We start from the raw sequence: 22,028 nt of genomic DNA on the forward strand, positions 1-22,028 counted from the left end.
TCCCCGTTCGAGAGTATGCCCCGAAGATGCCTGAACTCCCCGAGGTCGAGACCACCCTGCGCGGCATCCGCCCTCATCTCGAGGGGCGGCGGATCGAGCGCCTGCTGGTACGCGAGCCGCGGCTGCGCCAGCCCGTCGCCGCCGACACCGCCGAGCGGATCGCCGGCACCCATATCCTCGGACTCGAGCGACGCAGTAAGTATCTGTTGCTCGGACTCGAGCAGGGCAGCCTGCTGATCCATCTGGGGATGTCCGGCAGTCTGCGCATCCTCGACCCGGCAACGCCGCCGCGTCGTCACGACCACATCGATCTGGTCTGCGCCGGCGGCCCCTGCCTGCGAATGCACGACCCCAGACGCTTCGGGCTCTTTCTGTGGACCCCGCAGACGCCGCTCGAGGCCCGCGCCACGCACCCGCTGCTGCGTCATCTCGGCCCGGAGCCGCTCACCCCCGAGTTCGACGGCGATCATCTCCACCGCATCGGCCGCACCCGGCGCATCGCGGTCAAGTCGCTGATCATGGACGCCAGTGTGGTGGTCGGGGTGGGGAACATCTATGCCAACGAGTCGCTGTTCCTTGCCGGGATCCACCCGACGCGCCCAAGCAATCGGATCTCGCTGGCCCGCTATCGACGGCTCGCCGAGACCATCCGCGCGGTGCTGGAGGCGGCGATCGAGCAGGGTGGCACCACCCTGCGCGACTTCCTCCGCGACGACGGCCAGCCCGGCTACTTCGCCCAGTCGCTCAGGGTTTACGGGCGCGGCGGCCAGCCCTGTCGCGACTGCGCCACCCCGCTGCGCGAGCTGCGCATCGCCCAGCGCTCGACCGTCTACTGTCCGCGCTGTCAGCGCTGAGCAGTTGCGCCCAGGGCGGCGAAATCGACCCTGGCACCGATCCCGCCGCCGAGCGCATGACCCCCATAGAGGCGCTGACAGGCGGCCACCCCGGCGGCGCCGGTGCAGTGGGTCGGCAGCACCCATTCGACCCCGAGGTCGCGCAGCGCGGTCACCGTCGCCGCGATCTCCACCGACTCGGCACGCATCAGGTGCAGCCCGCCGATCACCCAGCGCACCGGGGCATCGGCGAGCGCGCGGGCACGTGCCACCAGCGTCTCGATCCCGGGGTGGGCGCAGCCACTGACCAGGGCGATCCCGGCGCCGGTGTCGATCACCAACGCCTGCTCGTCGGGCGGCCCTTCGAGCCGGCCGGTGGAAGAGACGCCGGGAGCGAGTTCACGCGGCTCGGCCCCGACCACGATCAGCTCGCCACAGAGCCCGTCGATGTCCTCGACCAGATGCGCCGAGAAGCCGTCGTGGAGCACGCAGGACACACCCGGATTGGCGTCCAGCACCGCATCCAGACCGCCGATGTGATCCCAGTGCTGGTGCGAGAGGAAGACCTGATCGAGGGTCGCCGGATCGACCCCCTGGGCGCGCATCCCGCGCAACAGCGCCGGGCCGTTGCTGCCGGTGTCGAACAGCAACCGCTGACCGTTCACCCGCACCAGCGCGGCAAACCCCCAGAGCGTACGCGGACCGCCGGCGGGATCATGGTTGTCGAACAGGATGGTCAGGTCGGAAGGCTTCACCGGCGTCTCTCCTCGTGCTGCGAAGGACACGAGTCTCGACGCCGAGGACATCGGCGGGCGATGAAAAAGCGCAAGACGGGGCGACTAATCCCTCATCCGTCGCCTGTACCCTGGCTCCAGCTCCCCCGCATCGCCTCCTCGGAGAGCGCGTTCAGGGTCTCATCGTTGAACTCGAGCTCCTGACGGGCGTCGTCGAGATAACCGAGCATCTCGGGGGCATCCTGATTGCCCTGCGGCAGTGCCCGCAGATAGTAGGCGAGCTTGGCGATCGCAATCAGCGTGCGCACCCGCGCATCGGCGAGCTTGACCGCCTGGGGATCGTGATGGTGATAGATCGCCAGGGTGGTGTAGCCGGGGAGCTGCCAGGTCCCGGCGAGCAGGAAACCGACCGTGGTGTGATCGACCCCGAGCGCCTTGCGCTCGTGCTCGATCAGGGCATTCGGCGAGGCGGCGTGGAGGATCCAAACGGTGGCATAGTCCTTGAGCTGCTCGGCGAAGATGAGACTGCCGACATCGTGCATCAGGCCGAACAGATAGGCCTCCTCGGGATCGATGCAGCCGATCTGTCTGGCGATCGCGACCGCGGCATGGGCCTGTTCCATGATCGACTCCCAGACCACCCGCGCCGCGCCCCCCTGGCTGTGGCGCAGCGCGCGCTCGATGGCATCGGCCGAGGCCAGCGCGGCGACCCGCCGGACCCCCATCATGGTTACCGCCTGATGGACGCTGGAGATCTTGGCCCGCGCGCCGAACAGGGGCGAGTTGACCGTCTTGAGCACCTGACCGGAGAGCGCCAGATCCTGAGCGATCAGATCGGCGGCGACCTGGAGGTCGGGTTCAGGCCGATTCAGCTCCTTGCGCAGCGCCAGGATCACATCGGGGATCTGCGGCACCACCGCCTTGCGCACCGCCTTGAAGGCGAGTTCGAGCGCCTCCTTGGAGGGATAGATCCCGTCGGGCGCGCTTGATCCGGTGGAGCTGGAGGGGGGAGGTGTCGGGCTGGACATGATCTGGACTCTCCGTAGACACGCGCGGACTCAGGGCGCGCTCAACACTCGATGAGACGGGACCTGATGCGCCCACAACCGTCTCGGCACCATGGAACATGAACTGGGCACGGAGTGAACGAACACCAGCGATATCCGCCAGCTGATCGACCAGGGCAGCAACGGGCGACGCCCACAGAGCCGAGTGGGGCGAAGGTCGGCGGCGTTCGGCCAATCACCGTCGAGCGGATTATGCGGCATCTCGCCCCGCTCGTCCCTCACTCGGTCGCACCAGCCGCTGCAGCAGGGCGCCGACGCGCCCCGCTGCAACCTCGGGATCAGCCCTCGACCTGCTGGATCCCGGCGATGTACCAGTCACCCGCAGGGCTGGCCCAGGCGTGCTGGATGTGCCAGACCTCACGGAAGGGCTCGGCCGGTGCCTGTGCCTGCTCACGGATCAGCCCGGAGAAGAGGATGCTCACGACCACCTGATCGCCATCGCGCTGCACCCCGACCAGCTCGGTCTTGAGCTGCACCACCTCGGTGCTCTGGGGACCGCTGAGCTTGGCGCGCTCGCGCTCGAGTTCGGCGAACAGCTCGGGCGTGGTGTACTCGGCGATGTCGTTCATGTCAGCCTGGTCCCAGGCCGACTGCAGACGCACGTAATGCGCCTTGGCGTCCTCGAGGAAGCCGGCGGCATTGAACCAGGACGGCTGCTGCTGGGTCCCGCCAGCGCGACGCATGCCGGCCGCACCCGGGTGAGCCTGACGCTGCTGGCCCGGCATCACCCGACCATGGGCGCCGGCGGCCGCGGGCACGGGCCCCGCCGCCTGCCGCCGCCGCAGCGCCCGGAACAGCATCACCGCGCCGAACACCAGCAGCGCGATCAGCAGGAAGTCCATGAACTGGAAACCCTCGAAGCCGTCGCCGAAGAACAGCGAGGCGAGCAGACCACCGGCGGCCAGACCGGCGAGCGGACCGAGCCAGCGACTCGCGCCGCTCTTCGGCTGCTGGGCGTTGGCCGCGGTCGAGCTGCGTGGCTGCGCCGCCTGCTGCTGACGCTGCGCCGGGCGCGAGGAGAGGCTGCTCGACTGCTTGCCGAGGCTGGATCCACCCCCGAATCGCTTGGCCTCGACGTCCGTGGACACGGACATGAAGCCGACCACGACCAGCGCCAGCGCGGTCGTGAACAGGGTCTTGACGGTCATTAGCGAGGATCTCCTTCAGGTTGTCGAAATCGATGCAAATCAAGGCGCGACAAACGAGGCGCCGCCGCCGGCCTCGAGACCGGACGTGCCGTCTTCCGGGGCCGGTGGAAGATCGCGGATCGGCAGGGAGGAGGGGCGCGCGACGGCATCAGTGACCGATGCACGACCCCAGGCAACCGCCATGCATCCCATGCGGTGTCTTCGGCGAGCGGAGCACGTCACGGGCGGGACGAAGGGGTTCGATCGTCGCCCGCGCACGTGCCGACATGACGCGACACCGCCGGGACGAGGCCGACAGCCACAGCAGCGGACGTCCGGAAAAGACCGGCCTGTCGCGCACTGCCGTGGCAGACCGCGGTCAGTTACCGCCGGCGATGCGCTCGAACTTGGCCCGCAGCGCGTCCTCGGACTCCTCGTGATTGGGGTCCTTGATGATGCAGTCAACCGGGCAGACCTCGACGCACTGCGCGGTTTCGTAATGACCGACGCACTCGGTGCAGAGGTTGGGATCGATCTCGTAGGTCTCGTCACCCTGCGAGATCGCGCCGTTCGGGCACTCGGGCTCGCAGACGTCACAGTTGATGCATTCGTCGGTGATCAACAGCGCCATGGAAGAACTCCTTGAGCTATAGCTTCAGTGGATGGAGAAAAAGCGCGCGGATCTTATCCAAAGCGCGCCTTCAGTGCAGCCTCGACCGTCGGGACGACGAAGGCCGACACGTCGCCCTTGAGGCGGGCGATCTCCCGCACCAGGGACGACGAGATGTAGGCATATTTCTCGGCTGGCGTGAGAAACAGGGTCTCGATGTCCGGCGCCATGCGCCGGTTCATGCCCGCGAGCTGGAACTCGTACTCGAAGTCGGACACCGCGCGTAACCCACGCATGATCACATCGACCCCGAGCTCGCGCGTGAAATCCACTAACAACCCTTGGAAATCAACGGTTTCGACCTTGGGGATATCGGACACGGCCTCGCGCACCAGGGCAACCCGCTCCTCGGTGGTGAACAGGGTCTGCTTGCCGGTGTCGGCGGCAACGGCGACCACGACCCGATCGAACAGACGCGCCGCGCGCAGGATCAGGTCGACATGACCGTTGGTGATGGGATCGAAGGTCCCGGGATAGACCACGCTGCGCAAATCTTCAAGCCTCTGGAATGGACACCCCGAGTTCGGTGTTCTCCGGGGGCTGGATCGAATCCTCCGGCGCCCGCGAACCCAGCGGCCGAGCAACCGGCATGAACGGCGGCCATCCCCGGGAGATTCGGGGGCGCAACCCGCTCGGGTCGTCTACCGCCGGCGCGAACCATAGCACAGCACTGGGCGAAACGCTGACCGACATCCCCGTTCGACGACGACCGAGCCCCCGCGCAGCGCCTGCCGCCGGTCTCAGATTAGCGCCTCGAGCGCCGGGGCAGAAACAAATAAACCATTGAACAAAAAAGCCTTCATCAACCGGCCCGAAGATCGGCTCAGGCCAGGCCACGACGCAGCAGCGCCTCGAAATACTCCACCGTTCGCCGCAACCCGTCGACGAGCTGGACCCGAGGCTCCCAAGCGAGCAGCTCGCGCGCCAGACGGATGTCCGGGCGGCGCTGGCGCGGGTCGTCGACGGGCAACGGTCGCTCGATCAAGGGCGCATTCGAGCCGGTCAGCTCACGCACGCATTCGGCCAGTTCACGCATGCTGAACTCGACCGGATTGCCGAGATTGATCGGCCCGGTGACCGCCTCCGGACTCTCCATCAGTCTCACGATCCCCTCGATCATGTCATCGACATAACAGAAGGCGCGCGACTGACTGCCATCGCCATAGAGGGTGATGGGCTCATTGCGCAATGCCTGAATGATGAAGTTGGAGACCACCCGTCCGTCGTCAGGGTGCATCCGCGGGCCATAGGTATTGAAGATCCGCGCCACCTTGACCCGCAATCCGTGCTGACGGTGATAATCGAAGAACAGGGTCTCGGCGCATCGCTTGCCCTCGTCATAGCAGGCGCGCGGACCGATTGGGTTGACCCGTCCCCAATAGCCCTCGTCCTGGGGGTGGACCTCGGGATCACCATAGACCTCACTGGTCGAGGCCTGAAAGATCCGCGCCCCGGTCCGCTTGGCAAGACCCAGCATGTTGATTGCGCCATGGACGCTGGTCTTGGTGGTCTGTACCGGGTCTGATTGATAATGGATCGGCGAGGCCGGACAGGCGAGGTTATAGATCTCATCGACCTCGACATAGAGCGGAAAGGTGACATCATGACGCATCAACTCGAAGTGCGGATGACCGAGCAGATGGCGGATGTTGTCCTTGGTCGCGGTATAGAAATTATCGACACAGAGGACATCGCAACCCTGCTCGAGCAGACGCTCACAGAGATGACTCCCCAGAAAACCGGCGCCGCCGGTGACCAGCACGCGTTTGTTGAGTGTCTTCATTCTGCCTCCAGAGTCGGCCACCGGCGACAAAGCTATGCCGCCTCCAGTTTGGCATAGGCGAGCACCAGCCACTTGGTACCGGCACTGCCCTGGAACTTGACCTGGATACGCGCCTGGGCACCCCGTCCCTCGCCATCGAGTACCACGCCCTCGCCGAACTTGGCGTGGCGGACCCGCTGTCCGACCTGAAAACCGCCGGTCTCGCGCGCCGCGGCAGGACGGGCAACGGGTGGCGGCGAGGGCCTGAACGCAGGCGACGGTCTGGGGGGCGCGGCGCGAGCGCGCACGTCCTCGATCAGCCGCTCCGGGATCTCGCGCAGAAAGCGCGATGGCGGCGGCAGATCCTGACGCCCATAGAGCCGCCGACTCTCGGCATGGGTCAGATAAAGCTCGGCCATCGCCCGGGTCATGCCGACGTAGCAGAGCCTGCGCTCCTCCTCGAGCCGGTCCGGATCGTCGGCGGACATGGCGTGCGGGAACAAGCCCTCCTCGAGTCCGACCAGGAAGACCACCGGAAACTCCAGCCCCTTGGCGCTGTGCAGCGTCATCAGCTGTACCGCATCGGTCTCGGCATCGGCCTGGGTCTCGCCGGCCTCGAGCGCGGCATGGGCGAGGAAGGCGCCGAGTACCTCGCCATCCGGCGCCTCGAGTTCATGGGCGAAGCGCGCAGCGGTCTCGACCAGTTGCTGGAGGTTCTCGATGCGATCGCGCCCCTTGCCGTCCTTCTGCTTCTCGTAGTGCGCCGGCAGCCCCGCCTCGTCGATCAGCGCGGCGGTCAGATCGGGCAGCAGTTGGGTGGCGCTGCGGGCACGCTGCTGCTCGATGAAGGCCATGAAGGCGCCCAGCGCATTCGCCGCCCGACCACCCAGCCCCTGCTCGGCGATCAGCTGTGCGCCGGCGCGCCACAGCGACAACCCGTGCCCCCGGGCATGATCGCGCAATTGATCGAGGGTACGCAGTCCGATCCCCCTCGAGGGCGTATTGACCACCCGCTCGAAGGCCGCGTCATCGTCCTGGTTGGCGATCATGCGCAGATAGGCGAGGGCGTCACGGATCTCTGCGCGCTCGAAGAAACGCTGCCCGCCATAGACCCGATAGGGGACGGCGGCACGCATCAGGGCCTCCTCGAAGAGCCGCGACTGCGCGGTAGTACGATAGAGGATGGCGCATTGATCGTGACGCCCATCCGGCGTCTCGGCATGACGGCGAATACGCTCGACGACGAAGCGGGCCTCATCGACCTCGTTGAATGCACCATAGCGCCGGATCGGTGCGCCGGACTCACCCTCGGTCCACAGCTGCTTGCCCAGTCGCGAGGGGTTGTTGGCGATCAGCGCATTGGCGCCGGCGAGAATGGTGGCGGTGGAGCGATAGTTCTGCTCCAGACGAATGACACGGGTCTCCGGATAGTCGCGCTGAAAGGAACGGATGTTCTCCACCCGAGCACCACGCCAGCCATAGATCGACTGATCATCGTCACCGACCGCGAACAACTTGTCCTCGCCACCGGCGAGCAGACGCAGCCAGGCGTATTGGATGGCATTGGTGTCCTGGAACTCGTCGACCAGGATATGACGGAAACGGCGCTGATAATGCTCGAGCAGGTCGGCACGATCACGCAACAGCTCATGGGCGCACAGCAGCAGATCGGCGAAATCGAGCAGACCACCACGTTGACGCAATTGCTCGTATTCACGATAGACGGTGAGCATCCGCTCGCCGAAGAAGTCACCGGAGAAGTCGAGGTGCGCCGGTCTCAACCCCTCGTCCTTGTGCTTGTTGATGAAGGACTGGATCTGGCGCGGTGCCCAGCGGGTCTCATCGAGACCGAGGTCCTTGACGATGCGCTTGATCATGCGCAGCTGATCGTCGGCGTCGAGGATCTGGAAGTGCTGCGGCAGCCCCGCCTCCTGCCAGTGCGCGCGCAGGAGACGATGGGCCAGGCCGTGGAAGGTCCCGACCCACATCCCGCCGACCGGCTGCGCGAACATGGTCTCGATGCGTCCACGCATCTCGCGAGCGGCCTTGTTGGTGAAGGTGACGGCAAGGATCCCCCAGGGCGGGACCTGCTCGACCTGGAGCAGCCAGGCGATGCGGTGGACCAGCACGCGGGTCTTGCCCGAGCCGGCGCCAGCAAGGATCAGGAGATTGCCCGGAGGGGCCGAGACGGCCTCGCGCTGGGCGGGGTTGAGCGAGTCGAGGAGGGCTGAAGCATTCATCGGGGAATTCTACCCCAGTGCGGGGGCGACGGAAGACGAGGATCTCACTGACATTTTCGGTCCGCGGATGGCCGGATCTGGGGTATGCTGGATCCGCTCGGCCCCGCCGTTTCGCGAAAATCTAATCAAAATAAAATATAGATATTTAAAGTCTGTAGTTATTATTGATTCCTGTGGATATCCGGATAACTCCGTTTTCTTCTTGTTGATCAGCGGCTTGCAAGGCGCCTGCGAGTGGATGAAGCTGGAGATATCCTGTGGATAACTTGTGTCTGAATCAGGGCCTGATTTTGTCCACCTCTTTGTCCACCGACTTATCCACAGGGTTGCGCACAGCTTATTAAGGTTTCCTTTGTTTTCAGTGTCTTGGCGATCTCGCTGGAGATCCGGGGCGAGCGGGAGAGGGCTGTGCAGGGTCGCTGCGGGATACGTTCGTTCTCGTCGGGCGTTCGGTCGTCAACCCGTAGTAGAATAGCCCTGCAAAACCTGCGTTCTTAACACATCAAACTGCCCGGGCACTGCTTCATGACCCAACTGAAGAATGACACCTTCCTGCGCGCCCTGATGCGCGAACCCGTTGATTACACGCCGGTTTGGATGATGCGCCAGGCCGGGCGCTATCTCCCCGAGTACCGTGCCACCCGCGCCAAGGCGGGCAGTTTCATGGATCTGTGCAGGAGCCCGGAGCTCGCCTGCGAGGTCACGCTCCAGCCGCTCGATCGCTTCCCGCTGGACGCGGCGATCCTGTTCTCCGACATCCTCACCGTGCCCGATGCGATGGGCCTGGGGCTCTACTTCGCCGAGGGCGAGGGTCCGAACTTCGAGCGTCCGGTGCGCACCGAGGCCGACATCGATCGTCTGCCGATCCCCGATCCCGAGGGTGAGCTCAAGTACGTCATGGACGCGGTGTCGGTGATCCGCCGCGAGCTCGACGGTCGCGTGCCGCTGATCGGCTTCTCCGGCAGCCCCTGGACCCTGGCCACCTACATGGTCGAGGGCGGCAGCGCCAAGAACTTCTCCCACACCAAGGCGATGATGTTCGACCGTCCCGACCTGCTGCACCGCCTGCTGACCAAGGTCGCCGACTCGGTGACCTCCTACCTCAACGCCCAGATCGCTCGTGGCGCCCAGGCGGCGATGATCTTCGACACCTGGGGCGGTGCCCTGGCCCCGGCCCACTACCGCGAGTTCTCGCTGGCCTACATGAAGCGGGTGATGGACGGCCTGACCCGCGAGGCCGAGGGCCGCCGCGTCCCGGTGATCCTGTTCACCAAGAACGGCGGTCAGTGGCTCGCCGACATGGCCGACACCGGCTGCGATGCCCTCGGTGTCGACTGGACCACCGATCTGGCCGATGCGCGGCGCATGGTCGGCGATCGCGTCGCCCTCCAGGGCAACCTCGACCCCTGCACCCTCTACGCCTCGCCCGAGCGGATCCGCGAGGAGGTCGCGCGGGTGTTGGAGAGCTATGGCAAGGGCCCCGGCCACGTCTTCAACCTCGGCCACGGCATCACCCCGGACGTCAATCCCGAGAATGCCGGCGCGATGATCGAGGCGGTGCACGAGCTGAGCCGTCCCTACCACGCCTGAGTCGCTGTCACGCCGTCTTCGGACGGCGTCATCCGGCCGACATGAACGGGCCCGACCGCGCCTCAGCGTGGTCGGGCCCGTTTTTCCGCGCTCGGTTGCGGGATCAGACCGCCGTGGCCAGCGCCTCGGTGTTCCGGTCCTCGTGGTCGCGGGTGTCCTCGTGCCCCATCAGCAGCTCCTGCTCGAAGGCGCGCTCGTCGATACGGGCGCCGAGATACTCGGCGATGGCACGCATGTCGCCCTCGCCGGCGCCGAGACAGCTGGTGCCGCCGGGCGAGGGGGTCATGTTGAAGATGATGCCGCCACCGTCGCTGATCTTGGCCTCGCCCATGCGCAGCTTGCGTGCGCGCTTGTCGATGAGCTGTGGGCGGATCCCGCCGAAGCCCTCGGCATAGCTGATCTCCGAGGCCTGGAGCGCGGGGACGATCTTGCGGATCTCGCGCACGAACAGCTGGCGGTTGAGCCAGGGCACCTCGTAGAGGAAGTTGCGCAGCACATAGTTGCGGATGTCGGGCACCCGCATCAGGTCCCAGACCACCGCTGCGACGTCGCGGTCGAAGCGCTGCACCTTGAAGAACTCACGGATGCTCGCGCGGTTGTAGCGCTCGAGCATCGGCAGCATCAGCGCGGTGGGGCCGAAGCGGGTCTTGCCGCGCTCCTTGACGTCGTGGTCGCCGTGCACCGCGGCGAAGGGCAGATTGGGGTTCTGGACGGTGTAGACCTTGCCGTTGAGCGCCTCGGGGGCGAAGTAGAAGGAGCCGGCCACCGGCAGACAGGAATACTCCAGCCCCAGCCCCATCTCCTGGGCCATCAGCAGCGAGTGCCCCCCGGCGCAGACCACCACCGCGCGCGCCTGTAGCAGGCCGCGGTTGGTGCGCAGCACGTAGTCCCCGCCCTCCTTGCGGATCGACTCGACCTTGGTCGAGAACAGCTGGGTGATCTGCTTGCCCGTGGTGCGGTCCAGGTGTGCGCAGGCGTCCGAGAAGGACTGGGCCAGCGCCTGGAAATCGACCGCGCAGTACTCGTCGGCGGTCCCCGTGGCGACGATCTCCTCGTCGCGCCAGCGCCCGTCGACTCGTGCCACATTGGGTTCGAGCTCGGCGATCGCCTCGCGCTCGAGCAGTTCCATGCGCGGGAAGAGGTCCTTGAACCGGGTATGGCGCTCGCGGATGTAGCGACACTCCTCGGCGCCGACACCGAGCACCATCTTGGGCATGCGCTGGATGATGCGGTCGCGTTCCTCGGGCGGCAGCTTGGTGGCGTAGTTGATCACCATGTAGGCGGTACGCTTGACCGAACGCGCCTTTTCCAGGGTGTAGTTGGTCTCGATGTCGCCGCAGTGGATGGTCTGGCTGTTGCTGTGGGCGTGTGAGTTGACCGTGGCGACGTCGTCGTATTTCTCCACCAGACACAGCCGGCCGAGATCGGTGAACCTGGCCAGTTCGTAGAGCAGGGCGGTGCCGGTGACACCGGCGCCGACGATGAGTACGTCGTAGTGGGTTGATGGGTTCATGCGCATGCTCCTCCGCAACGGCGTTGCCGGCTCTTGGCGCAAGGCCCCTGGGTTCGGCCTTGTGCGTGGCGCAGGGATGCACCGGTCGCTGTGACGACACGGGTGGTGGTCACTGGGTCCGGGAGCGGGGCCTCGAGGGTGGTTCGGCCCCGAGCCGATGGCGATCCTGCGCGGGTTGCCGTCTGTGATCCCTGTCGGGAAGGCGCGTCAGGCCAGGCCCGACGCGGTATGGATTCACACTAGCGGATGCGGGGCCGGGAAAGAACGCAGCGGGACGGATTTATAATATTGATATTTACAATCAACTTATTGCTTGCATTGATTTAAGTAAATACCAATCGCGTCGCTCGGATAACTGCCCGCTTTCGATGTAAAGTCTTTCAGGTCAGTGTCTTGCGCGACCTTGAAGGGTCGCTCGCTGAGCACCGTGCAGGATCATTGGGGGAGGACCAATCCATCGCCGAGGCGGGTTCGGCGGTGGGTAAAAGCACGATTTGTGCGCCGGTTCCTCCCTCAGCCCCCTCTCGGTCGTGCCTTCAGCCGATCCAGACGCAGTCGCTGGCGGTCGTCGAACAGCCGTCGCGAACCCGCCCAGACCGCGAAGATCGACCCCAGTCCGGTGCCGCCGGCGATCAGGAACATGATCAGGATCTGATACCTGGCCGCCTCCAGCGGCGGGCTGCCGGCCAGTACCTGACCGGTCATCATCCCCGGCAGGCTGACCAGCCCGGCGCTGGCCATGGAGTTGATGATCGGGATCAGCCCGGAGCGGATCGCCTCGCGTCGCACCTCGCCGATCGCCTCGCCCCAGTCGGCGCCGGCGAGCAGCCGCGCCTCGATGCGCGCGCGCGCCTCCCAGGCGTGGCGGGTGAGGTTGTCGAGGGCGATGGCGATGCCGTTCATGGTGTTGCCGAGCAGCATGCCGAGCAGCGGGATCAGGTACTGCGGCTGGTACCAGGGATCGACCCCGATCACCAGGGTGAGGGCGAGGAAGGTCACCCCGAACGAGGACAGGAACATCGACACCGCGCCGATGCCGTAGCCCCAGGGACCGCGATAGCGACGGCGCTGACGCTGCATCACCTCCCAGCCGGCCACCGCGAGCATCACCAGCGCCACCGGGGCGATCAGCGACAGGCTCGACTGGGCGAACAGCACCTTGAGCACCAGCCCGATCAGGCTGAGCTGGATGGCGCTGCGCAGCGCGGCGACGAGTACGCGCCGTTCCACCCCCAGACGCAGCCGCCAGGAGACCCCGGCGAGCAGCAGGATCAGTACCGCGGCGAGCGAGAGATCGAGTGGCGTGAGCGAGATCAGCGTCATGACGGGTCGATGTCCTCGGGTTCGAGCCGGCCGTCGCGGATGCGCAGCCGGCGATCGCCGAGTCGGCGCCGCTGGGCCGGGTCGTGACTGACCCAGAGCAGCGGTGTGCGGTGGGCGATGCGGTAGTCCTCGATCAGCCCCTCGACCCGGGCGCAGTTCTGCGGGTCGAGGTTGGCGGTGGCCTCGTCGAGCAGCAGCGCCCGTGGCGACTGGGCGAGCAGGCGCAGCAGCGCGAGGCGCTGACGCTCGCCGGTGGAGAGCCGGGCGACCGACCAGTCGAGTACCTCGGGGCCGAAGCCGAGCGCGCTCAGCCAGTCATCGAGCGGCGGGTGTGCGGCGGGCAGGTGCTCACCCACCGACTCGCCCCACCAGGCCGACTCGGCCGGCAGCAGCCCGACGCGGCGACGCCACAGCGGGGCGGGCAGGCGCGAGCGCGGCGCGTCGTCGAGCCAGACCTCGCCCTGATGCGGGTCGAGGTCGGCGATGGCGCGCAGCAGCAGGCTCTTGCCGCAGCCCGAGGGGCCCGACAGGAACACCCGCTCGCCGGCGCCGACGGCCAGGTCGATGGGCCCGAACAGGGCGTTGCCGAGCCCCTGGACCCTGAGCCCGTCCATCAGCAGCGGCGGAAGACGAGATCGTGGACCACGTGACCGAGGCGCTCGCCGCGCTGCTCGAACTTGGTCAGCGGACGGCTCTCGGGGCGCGGGGTGTAGTGACCGGCGCCGGCGGTGTTGGCGAAGCCCGTGGCCGCCTCCAGGGTTTCGAGCATCTGCTCGGCATAGGGCTCCCAGTCGGTGGCGGCGTGGAAGTGACCGCCGGGACGGATGGCGCGCTCGAGCAGCGCGATCATCCCGGGGTTGAGGATGCGGCGCTTGTGATGGCGCTTCTTCGGCCAGGGGTCGGGGAAGAACAGCTGCACCCGGTCGAGTGCGCCGGGGGCGATGCCGTGGGTGAGCAGTTCGACGGCGTCCTGACGCATCACCCGCAGGTTGTCGATACCGAGCCGCTCGATCTCGAGCAGCAGGTGCCCGACCCCGGGGCGATGGACCTCGACCCCGAGCCAGTTGCGCCCCGGGTCGTCGGCGGCCATCCGCGCCAGCGACTCACCGTTGCCGAAGCCGATCTCGAGGGTCACCGGCTGGTCGTTGCCGAACAGCGCACCGAGGTCGAGCGGCGCCGGTGCCTGCCAGTCGACGCCGAAGCGGGGCCAGAGCTCGGCGAAGGCGCGCTCCTGACCGGGGGTGAGTCGGCCCTCGCGCAGCACGAAGCTGCGCACCTGACGATGACGGGGATCTGTTGGTTGCACGGATGGATTCTCGACGCTTGATGACTGATGACCGGATGGATCGTGGCGGGGGCGATCCCTGGGCGGGTGTTGCGTCCTGGCGGTTCGAGGCGATGGCGCCGCAGCTCCGCTGCACGATCGGGATGCGCAGGATACCAAGAGCCGGGCGGTCGGTGGGGCAGCGCGCCCGGTCGGGCGCGCTGGCGACGGGCCTCGGCCCGTCGGCGGGGATCAGAAGAACAGCCCCTCGATCGGCGAGGAGGCCGAGGCGAAGCGCTTGGCCGGCATGCGCCCGGCGAGATAGGCCTCGCGACCGGCCTCGATGCCCTTGCGCATGGCTCCGGCCATCAGCACCGGATCCTTGGCCGCGGCGATGGCGGTGTTCATCAGCACGCCGTCGCAGCCGAGTTCCATCGCCTCGGCGGCGTCGGAGGCGGTGCCCACGCCGGCGTCGACCAGCACCGGCACCTTGGCGTTCTCGACGATGGTGCGGATGTTGAGCGGGTTGCGGATGCCCAGGCCCGAGCCGATCGGCGCGGCCAGCGGCATCACCGCGCAGCAGCCGATGGCCTCCAGCTCGCGGGCGACGATCGGGTCGTCGTTGGTGTAGACCATCACGTCGAAGCCGTCGGCGACGAGGATCTCGGCGGCCTTGAGGGTGGCGATGACATCGGGGAACAGGGTCTGCTGGTCGCCGAGCACCTCGAGCTTGACCAGCTTGTGGCCGTCGAGCAGCTCGCGTGCCAGGCGGCAGGTGCGCACCGCGGTGTCGACATCGAAGCAACCGGCGGTGTTGGGCAGGTAGGTGTAGCGCTCCGGGGGCAGCACGTCGAGGATGTTGGGCTCATCGGCGTTCTGGCCGAGGTTGGTGCGACGCACCGCGACCGTGACGATCTCGGCGCCGCTGGCCTCGATGGCGCGCGCGGTCTCGTCCATGTCCTTGTATTTACCGGTGCCGACGAGCAGGCGGGAGCCGTACTCCTTGCCGGCGATGACGAGTCGGTCTGGGTTCTGGGTCGCTGTGGTCATGAGGGTCCGTGTCGAAGCGTGAAGTGGAAAACGAACCAGCATGCGGCCGGTGGCAGGCAAATTCAAAAGGGCCGCAGCTGTGAGTCAAGGATGGCGCCGGGGCAGGCTCGGCGTGGCCGTTCAGCCGCCGCCGACGGCGTGGATGATCTCCACCCGGTCGTCGGCGGCGAGGCGGTGCTCGGCGAAGCGGCTGCGCGGCACCAGCTCGGCGTTGACCTCGACGGCGAGACGCTTGCCGGTGAGTTCGAGCTGCTCGAGCAGCTCGGCCATGGTGATGGCCTCGGCGACCTCGGTGCGGTCGCCGTTGATCTCGATCTGCATGTGCTCTGTGTTCCTCATCGCACGTGGTTGGCGTTCTGCCCGAGCATCTCCGGGGTCACCAGGGTGATGCCACTGTCGGTGACCTGGTAGCCGGCGCGGCGATCGGCCTCGGGGTCGAGTCCGATCACGGTACCCTCCTCGAGCTGGCAGTAGCGTTCGATGATGGCGTTGCGGATGGTGCAGTTGCGACCGATGTCGACGTCGGGCAGCACCACTGAGTCCTCGACATAGGCGAAAGAGTTCACTCGCACGTTGGAGAACAGCAGCGAGTGACTCACCTTGGCCCCGGAGATGATGCAGCCGCCCGAGACCATGGAATCGACCGCCATGCCGCGTCGGTCCTCGTCGTCGAAGACGAACTTGGCCGGGGGCAATTGTTCCTGATAGGTCCAGATCGGCCATCCCTTGTCGTAGAGATTGAGCGGTGGGGTGACGCCGATCAGCTCGAGATTGGCGGCCCAGAAGGCATCGAGGGTACCGACGTCGCGCCAGTAGGCCTGCTCGCCGCTGACCGGGTCGCGGAAGGTGTAGGCCATCACCCGATACTGCTTGATCACCGAAGGGATGATGTCCTTGCCGAAGTCGCGGCTCGAGTCGCGGGTGTCGGCGTCCTTCTGCAGCTGCTCGAAGAGGAAGTCGCGGTTGAAGACATAGATCCCCATCGAGGCGAAGCAGCGCCCGGGGGCGCCGGGGATCGGCTTGGGTTCGGCGGGTTTCTCCTCGAAGCCGCGCACCCGATGGCCGGCGTCGACCTCCATCACCCCGAACTCGCGGGCGCGCTCGGTGTCGACCTCGAGACACCCGACGGTCATGTCGGCGCCGGACTCGACGTGGAAGGCGATCATCGCCCCGTAGTCCATCTTGTAGATGTGGTCGCCGGCGAGGATCAGCACATAGTCGGGGTCGTGGTCACGGATGATATCGAGGTTCTGGTAGACCGCATCGGCGGTGCCGGCGTACCAGGAGTTCTCGGTCACGCGCTGCTGCGCCGGCCACAGCTCGACGAACTCGCCGAACTCGCCACGCAGGAAGCCCCAGCCCTTCTGGATGTGCAGGATCAGCGAATGCGCCTTGTACTGGGTGAGCACGCCGATGCGACGGATCCCCGAGTTGATGCAGTTCGACAGCGGGAAGTCGATGATGCGGAACTTGCCGCCGAAGGGCACCGCAGGCTTGGAGCGCCAGGTGGTGAGCTGCTTGAGGCGGGATCCCCGTCCGCCAGCCAAGATCAGCGCCAGGGTATTGCGGGTGAGACGGCTGATGAAACGGGGGTTGCTGTGGGGCATGAAATCCTCCTGAAATCTTGAGGCAACCGCATGTTAAGCAGTGCCCTTATGATACCATTGAGGGCGTTCTTCAGAGCGGATCGAGCCGTGTTCGTCGAGCCATTTCCCCGATCTTTGCTGAGTATCGGGCGAGGCTCGCGCGGTGACGTGCGTTCCCAGTCTCGACTGGTCAGCGGCCCCGGCGGCGGGCCCGTCACTGACCCCGACCACAGCTAGACAGCGGAGGAAGATCAGCGATATGGCAACCGCAACCCAGGCCGCGCGGGCCCTTCCCGATCCCCTGCAACGCATCGTCGAGGCGCGTCATCACGATCCCTTCAGCGTGCTCGGTCGCCATCTCGACGAGGATGGCGATCTGGTGGTGCGTGTCTTCCTGCCGCGCGCCGAGCGGGTGCGGCTGGTCGAGGCCGCTGCCGCGATGACCCGGATCGAGGGTACCGACCTGTTCATCTGGCGTGGCCTGCCCGAGGCGTTGCCAGAGTGCTATCAGCTCGAGTGGGAAGACGCCTCCGGGGCGGTGCATCGCACCCACGACCCCTACTGCCTCCCGCCGCAGCTCGGCGACTTCGACCTTCATCTGTTCGGCGAGGGGCGTCACTGGCACGCCTATCGTTTTCTCGGCGCGCATCTCCACCAGGTCGACGGCATCGCCGGGGTGCGTTTCGCGGTGTGGGCGCCGAATGCCGCGCGGGTGAGCGTGGTCGGCGACTTCAACGCCTGGGACGGGCGCGCCCATCCGATGCGGGTGCGCGGTGGCTCCGGGGTGTGGGAGCTGTTCATCCCCGAACTCGGTCCCGGCGGGCTCTACAAGTACGAGATCCGCGACCGCCAAGGTAACGTCCAGGTCAAGATCGACCCCTATGCCCAGGCCTTCCAGGAGCGGCCCGAGACCGCCGGCCATCTCTGCCCGGAGACCCGCTATCGCTGGGGTGACGCCGGCTGGATGCGCGCCCGCGCCGAGGCCGACTGGCAGCAGCGCCCGTTTTCGGTCTACGAGGTGCATCTCGGTTCCTGGCAACGTGATGCCGACGGCGGTTTTCTCAACTATCGCGTGCTGGCCAAGCAGATCGGCGACTATGTCGAGGCGCTCGGTTTCACCCATGTCGAGCTGCTGCCGATCACCGAGCACCCGCTCGATGCCTCCTGGGGCTATCAGTGCACCGGCTATTTCGCTCCGACCTCGCGCTTCGGCTCGCCCGACGACTTCCGCTTCTTTGTCGATCATCTGCATCAGCGCGGCATCGGCGTGCTGCTCGATTGGGTGCCGGCGCACTTCCCCAAGGACGCCTACGCCCTGGCGCGCTTTGACGGCACCGCGCTCTACGAGCATGCCGATCCACGGCTCGGCGAGCACAAGGACTGGGGCACGCTGATCTTCAACTTCGGTCGCAACGAGGTGAAGAACTTCCTGCTCTCGAGCGCGCTCTACTGGCTCGAGGAGTTCCATCTCGACGGGCTGCGGGTCGATGCCGTGGCCTCCATGCTCTATCTCGACTACTCGCGCGACGCCGGCGAGTGGATCCCCAACAAGTACGGCGGCAACGAGAATCTGGAGGCGGTGGAGTTCCTGCGCGAGCTCAACCGGGTGGCCCACGAGCGTCATCCCGGCACCCTGATGATCGCCGAGGAGTCGACCTCCTGGCCGGCGGTGTCGCGCCCGACCTATCTCGGCGGGCTCGGCTTCAGCATGAAGTGGAACATGGGGTGGATGCACGACACCCTGTCCTACATGTCCAAGGACCCGATCTATCGCCACTTCCATCACGACCTGCTCACCTTCGGGCTGCTCTATGCCTTCACCGAGAACTTCGTGCTGCCCTTCTCACACGACGAGGTGGTGCACGGCAAGGGCTCGATGATCGACAAGATGCCGGGCGACGGCTGGCAGAAGTTTGCCAGTCTGCGCCTGCTCTATACCCTGATGTTCAGCTATCCGGGCAAGAAGCTGTTGTTCCAGGGCTGCGAGTTCGCCCAGGGGCGCGAGTGGCGCTTCGACGACGCGCTCGACTGGGAGCTGCTCGAGCGGCCGCAGCACCAGGGCATCAAGCGTCTGGTGACCGACCTCAACCACTGTTATCGCACGCTGCCGGCGCTCCATCAGCAGGACTTCGCCAGCGAGGGCTTCGAGTGGATCGACTGTCACGACAGCTCGCAGTCGGTGCTGAGCTATCTGCGCAAGGACCGCAACGGCGAGACCCTGGCGGTGGGGGTGTTCAACTTCACCCCGGTGCCGCGCGAGTGTTATCGCATCGGCGTCCCCGAGGCCGGTTTCTATCGCGAGCTGATCAACTCCGACGCCGAGCTCTATGGCGGCAGCAACGTTGGCAACCAGGGTGGCGTCGAGACCGAGGCGGTGAGCTGGATGGGGCGTCCCTACTCGATCCCGATCGCCTTGCCCCCGCTCGGTGGCCTGATCCTGGTGCGCGAGTCACGGGCCGAGGCCCCGGAGGCGGGCGCGCGCGGCGATACTGCCGACCGTGAGGTCAGCGCCGCCTGATCCATCTCGGTCCGGCGTTGCGACGTCGGGCCGAACCATTGCAACGACGCCGCCCCTCGCGCGGCGTCCCCACGTCATTCCACGAGGTCGACCCCGCGTGACACAGCAAGACCCCGCCGTCGTCGACGGCACTCCGCTGGAGCAGGACGATGCGCTGCTCCGCGCCAAGCTCAACCAGGAAACGGCCCGCGCGCCCTGGTCGTCGCTGCAACGCTTCTTCGCCCAGGGCAAGGTGATCCGCGTCGCCGTCGGGCTGGATCTGATCGAGACCGCGCTGCGTATCGCCCGCGACGATACCGCTGCGCTGGGCGCGGCGATCGAGGCCGGCGAGGTCGGCCCGATCCCGGACGCCGAGGCACGCGACTGGTTCGCGCGCGATACCGAGGTCTGGGCGCTGGTGATCGCGCCCTGGGTACTGGTACAGGAGACGGGATGCACATCTGGGTCGACGCCGACGCCTGTCCACGGGTGATCCGCGACATCCTCTACCGCGCCGCCGAGCGCTGTGGGGTGGCGCTCACCCTGGTCGCCAACCAGTCGCTGAACACGCCGCCCTCGCGCTGGATCCGCTCGATCCGGGTCGGCGCCGGGTTCGATCAGGCCGATGCCGAGATCGTGCGCCGGGTCAGCGCCGGTGACCTGGTGATCACCGCCGATATCCCGCTCGCCGCCGAGGCCATCGCCAAGGGCGCCGAGGTGCTCGATCCGCGTGGTGAGCGCTACACCGCGCACAACATCGGTGAGCGGTTGAACATGCGCGACTTCATGGAGACGCTGCGCTCCAGTGGCGTCCAGACCGGGGGACCGGCGGCGCTCGATGCGCGCGATCGTCAGGCCTTCGCCAATGCCCTCGACACCCTGCTCAGCCGCGCCGCTCGCGACGGCTGAGGGCGCGACGAATCGCTTCCAGGCACGCTGTGCGTGCCGCACCTTCGACTGTCCCGAGCTGTCGCTGCTGATCGCCGATGCCGCGCCCGTCGTCGACCCCGGAGCGCCCGTGGCGACGCCGCATCGTCATCCGCAATGGCTGTTGCTGGTGGTGCTCGACGGCGATCAGTGGATGGAGGTCGAGGGGCGGCGCGTGCGCGTCGAGCGCGGTCGCCTGCTGATGCTGCCGCCGGCGCGGCTGCATCGGCCACTGTCGCAGTGCGGCGTGCCGACCCAGTTGGTACTGCTGGTCGAGGACGACTGGCTCGCCGCGCTGGCCGACACCCAGGGGCTCGACCCCGAGGCGCTGCGGGCGCCGCTGCTCCTGCCGATCGAGGGACACGAGGTGCTCGCGGTCGCCGAGCGGCTCGCCCGCGAGCATCTCGGTCGGTTGCCGGGTCGCGAGGCGATGCTGCGCCTGCTCGCCGAGCAGCTGACGCGTCTCTGTCTGCGCGCGCTGGCCGAGCGCCCGGCCAGCGCACGGACCGCGCGACTGGTCGAGCAGGCGGTGGTCTATGTCGAGACCCATCTCGCCGAGCCGCTCTCGCGCGCGCGGATCGCCGCCCATCTCGGGGTCTCGTGCGCCACCCTCGACCGGCTGCTGCGGGCCCGGCTCGGCTGCAGTCCGCGCGAGCTGATCTATCGTTCGCGTCTGGCCCGGGCCCGCGCCCTGCTGGCGCACACCGAGCGCTCGATCACCGAGGTCGCCGCCGAGTGCGGCTTCGCCTCGCCGTCGCACCTGGCCTCGCGCTTCCGTGTCGCCGAGGGCTGTTCGCCGCGTCGCTATCGGGCGCGATTGCGGCACGGGTGACGGATGTTGCGTCGGTGATGAAGGTGTGGCGAGACGGTCGTCGGCTAGTCTGGAGATCGTCCTCATCCACCGGAGATCATCATCATGTCCAACCCCTACCCACGGACCGATTTCGAGCAGGTCGCCGCGACCTGGGACGACAACCCGTTGATCCGGGAGCTTGCACGGGCGGTCCGTCTCGCCCTGGCCGGTCATTGCGCGCCGCGTCCGGGGATGCGGGTGCTCGACTACGGTTGCGGCACCGGTCTGGCGGCGCTCGCGCTCGCCGCCGAGGTGGCCGAGGTCGAGGGCTGGGACAGCAGCCCCGGCATGCTCGCCGAACTCGAGGCTAAGCGGCGCGCCGCCGGGGTCGACAACCTCCGCATCCGCCAGGTCGATCTGGTCGACGAGCCGGCCCCGGCCAGCGACTTCGATCTGATCCACTCGGCGATGGCGCTGCATCACGTGCCCGACGTCGGTGCCATGATCGCGCGCCTTGCCGGCCTCCTGGTCCCGGGCGGAACGCTCTTCCTGGTCGACCTCGATTGCGAGGACGGCAGCTTCCACGCCGATCACGAGGGCGTCTGTCACCACGGCTTCGAGCGTGAGTGGATCGCCGAGACGCTCGCCGCCGCCGGTCTGGAACGGATCCGGGTGGAGACCGCGCACCGCCTGGTCAAGCCCGATGCCGCCGGGGTCGGGCGCCGCTACTCGATGTTCTGCGCCAGCGCGGTGCGGGGCTGAGTTTCAGCTTCCAGCCGCCAGCGGTCAGTTTCCAGCCGCCAGCGGTCAGCTTCCAGTCGCCAGTCGCCAGCCGCCAACCGCCAACCGCCAACCGCCAGCCGTCAGTCGTCAGCCGCCAGCGATCAGCGATCAGCGATCAGCCGCCAGCGGTCAGTTGTTAGCCACCAGCGGGGAGCGAGCCAACCAAATGTCGAGCATGCGCGCCCACCGGTGGCTGGAAGCTGACCGCTGGTGGCTGACGACTGACGCCTACTCCCCCGACACACGGGTTTCTCGATCGCCCGACAATC

21 protein-coding genes are annotated in these 22,028 nt (G+C 67.1%); 7 read left to right on the forward strand and 14 right to left on the reverse strand.

From position 1 onward, the window contains the following. The first annotated feature begins 26 nt into the window (after positions 1-26). Positions 27-854, forward strand: coding sequence for a bifunctional DNA-formamidopyrimidine glycosylase/DNA-(apurinic or apyrimidinic site) lyase (gene mutM, locus ACAM26_RS03230; protein ID WP_123139107.1), 828 nt, complete (start codon positions 27-29; stop codon positions 852-854). Here mutM and ACAM26_RS03235 read toward each other — a convergent pair. The 7 genes from ACAM26_RS03235 to uvrD all read right to left on the reverse strand — a co-directional run bounded on the left by ACAM26_RS03235 (position 845) and on the right by uvrD (position 8,433). Further along, positions 845-1,588, reverse strand: a complete 744-nt coding sequence (locus tag ACAM26_RS03235) for an MBL fold metallo-hydrolase (RefSeq protein WP_123142181.1) — start codon at positions 1,586-1,588, stop codon at positions 845-847. The genes mutM and ACAM26_RS03235 overlap by 10 nt on opposite strands. A 92-nt stretch (positions 1,589-1,680) precedes the next feature. After that, a complete protein-coding gene (locus ACAM26_RS03240) occupies positions 1,681-2,595 on the reverse strand; it encodes an HDOD domain-containing protein (RefSeq protein WP_123139109.1) in 915 nt (304 codons plus the stop codon). Positions 2,596-2,912: 317 nt separating this feature from the next. Then, positions 2,913-3,782, reverse strand: a complete 870-nt coding sequence (locus tag ACAM26_RS03245; protein WP_062274876.1) for a Tim44 domain-containing protein — start codon at positions 3,780-3,782, stop codon at positions 2,913-2,915. 358 nt (positions 3,783-4,140) lie between these two features. Further along, positions 4,141-4,392: a YfhL family 4Fe-4S dicluster ferredoxin gene (locus tag ACAM26_RS03250; protein WP_062274879.1), complete on the reverse strand. Its 252-nt coding sequence runs from the start codon at positions 4,390-4,392 to the stop codon at positions 4,141-4,143. 53 nt (positions 4,393-4,445) lie between these two features. Next, entirely contained in the window at positions 4,446-4,922 is a 477-nt protein-coding gene (coaD, locus tag ACAM26_RS03255) for a pantetheine-phosphate adenylyltransferase (RefSeq protein ID WP_062274882.1), read from the reverse strand. Positions 4,923-5,254: 332 nt separating this feature from the next. Further along, positions 5,255-6,214 carry a UDP-glucuronic acid decarboxylase family protein gene (locus tag ACAM26_RS03260; RefSeq protein WP_123142180.1) on the reverse strand — a complete coding sequence of 320 codons (960 nt, stop codon included), beginning with the start codon at positions 6,212-6,214 and terminating at the stop codon, positions 5,255-5,257. A gap of 32 nt (positions 6,215-6,246) precedes the next feature. Continuing rightward, positions 6,247-8,433 carry a DNA helicase II gene (gene uvrD, locus ACAM26_RS03265; RefSeq protein WP_369613108.1) on the reverse strand — a complete coding sequence of 729 codons (2,187 nt, stop codon included), beginning with the start codon at positions 8,431-8,433 and terminating at the stop codon, positions 6,247-6,249. 525 nt (positions 8,434-8,958) lie between these two features. Between uvrD and hemE the strand changes: the two genes are divergently transcribed. Next, positions 8,959-10,023 carry a uroporphyrinogen decarboxylase gene (gene hemE / locus ACAM26_RS03270; RefSeq protein WP_005222211.1) on the forward strand — a complete coding sequence of 355 codons (1,065 nt, stop codon included), beginning with the start codon at positions 8,959-8,961 and terminating at the stop codon, positions 10,021-10,023. Positions 10,024-10,126: 103 nt separating this feature from the next. Here hemE and ACAM26_RS03275 read toward each other — a convergent pair whose 3' ends face one another. From ACAM26_RS03275 to glgC, 7 genes are all read right to left on the reverse strand, one after another. Beyond that, positions 10,127-11,536: an FAD-dependent oxidoreductase gene (locus ACAM26_RS03275; protein WP_123139113.1), complete on the reverse strand. Its 1,410-nt coding sequence runs from the start codon at positions 11,534-11,536 to the stop codon at positions 10,127-10,129. A gap of 513 nt (positions 11,537-12,049) precedes the next feature. Then, complete coding sequence (gene fetB / locus ACAM26_RS03280; protein WP_123139114.1) at positions 12,050-12,859, reverse strand: iron export ABC transporter permease subunit FetB; 810 nt, start codon at positions 12,857-12,859, stop codon at positions 12,050-12,052. Continuing rightward, entirely contained in the window at positions 12,856-13,473 is a 618-nt protein-coding gene (locus tag ACAM26_RS03285; RefSeq protein WP_132228249.1) for an ATP-binding cassette domain-containing protein, read from the reverse strand. Before ACAM26_RS03285 ends, fetB begins: the two co-directional genes overlap by 4 nt. Next, entirely contained in the window at positions 13,473-14,165 is a 693-nt protein-coding gene (gene trmB / locus ACAM26_RS03290; RefSeq protein ID WP_123139116.1) for a tRNA (guanosine(46)-N7)-methyltransferase TrmB, read from the reverse strand. Before trmB ends, ACAM26_RS03285 begins: the two co-directional genes overlap by 1 nt. Positions 14,166-14,375: 210 nt before the next feature. After that, the gene (locus ACAM26_RS03295) at positions 14,376-15,173 is read right to left on the reverse strand and encodes a thiazole synthase (RefSeq protein ID WP_123139117.1); all 798 of its coding nucleotides are present in this window, start codon (positions 15,171-15,173) and stop codon (positions 14,376-14,378) included. Between the two features lie 120 nt (positions 15,174-15,293). Beyond that, positions 15,294-15,494, reverse strand: coding sequence for a sulfur carrier protein ThiS (gene thiS, locus ACAM26_RS03300; protein ID WP_123139118.1), 201 nt, complete (start codon positions 15,492-15,494; stop codon positions 15,294-15,296). 14 nt (positions 15,495-15,508) lie between these two features. Beyond that, complete coding sequence (gene glgC / locus ACAM26_RS03305; protein WP_123139119.1) at positions 15,509-16,780, reverse strand: glucose-1-phosphate adenylyltransferase; 1,272 nt, start codon at positions 16,778-16,780, stop codon at positions 15,509-15,511. 238 nt (positions 16,781-17,018) lie between these two features. On the opposite strand from glgC, the gene glgB reads away from it, so the two are divergent. From glgB to ACAM26_RS03330, 5 genes are all read left to right on the forward strand, one after another. Then, on the forward strand, positions 17,019-19,277 hold the full coding sequence (glgB, locus tag ACAM26_RS03310) for a 1,4-alpha-glucan branching protein GlgB (protein WP_123139120.1): 2,259 nt from the start codon (positions 17,019-17,021) through the stop codon (positions 19,275-19,277). Positions 19,278-19,374: 97 nt separating this feature from the next. Then, entirely contained in the window at positions 19,375-19,749 is a 375-nt protein-coding gene (locus tag ACAM26_RS03315) for a DUF2288 domain-containing protein (protein WP_369613109.1), read from the forward strand. Continuing rightward, positions 19,710-20,165: a YaiI/YqxD family protein gene (locus ACAM26_RS03320; RefSeq protein WP_123139122.1), complete on the forward strand. Its 456-nt coding sequence runs from the start codon at positions 19,710-19,712 to the stop codon at positions 20,163-20,165. The genes ACAM26_RS03315 and ACAM26_RS03320 overlap by 40 nt, the downstream gene beginning before the upstream one ends. Further along, positions 20,122-21,015, forward strand: coding sequence for an AraC family transcriptional regulator (locus ACAM26_RS03325; protein ID WP_190287855.1), 894 nt, complete (start codon positions 20,122-20,124; stop codon positions 21,013-21,015). The genes ACAM26_RS03320 and ACAM26_RS03325 overlap by 44 nt, the downstream gene beginning before the upstream one ends. Before the next feature lie 84 nt (positions 21,016-21,099). Continuing rightward, positions 21,100-21,738 (forward strand): class I SAM-dependent methyltransferase, encoded by a 639-nt coding sequence (locus tag ACAM26_RS03330; RefSeq protein ID WP_123142175.1) that lies wholly within the window; start codon positions 21,100-21,102, stop codon positions 21,736-21,738. The last annotated feature ends 290 nt before the right edge of the window (positions 21,739-22,028 follow it).

The organism is Marichromatium sp. PS1 (genome assembly GCF_041155115.1).
Lineage (GTDB): Bacteria > Pseudomonadota > Gammaproteobacteria > Chromatiales > Chromatiaceae > Marichromatium > Marichromatium gracile.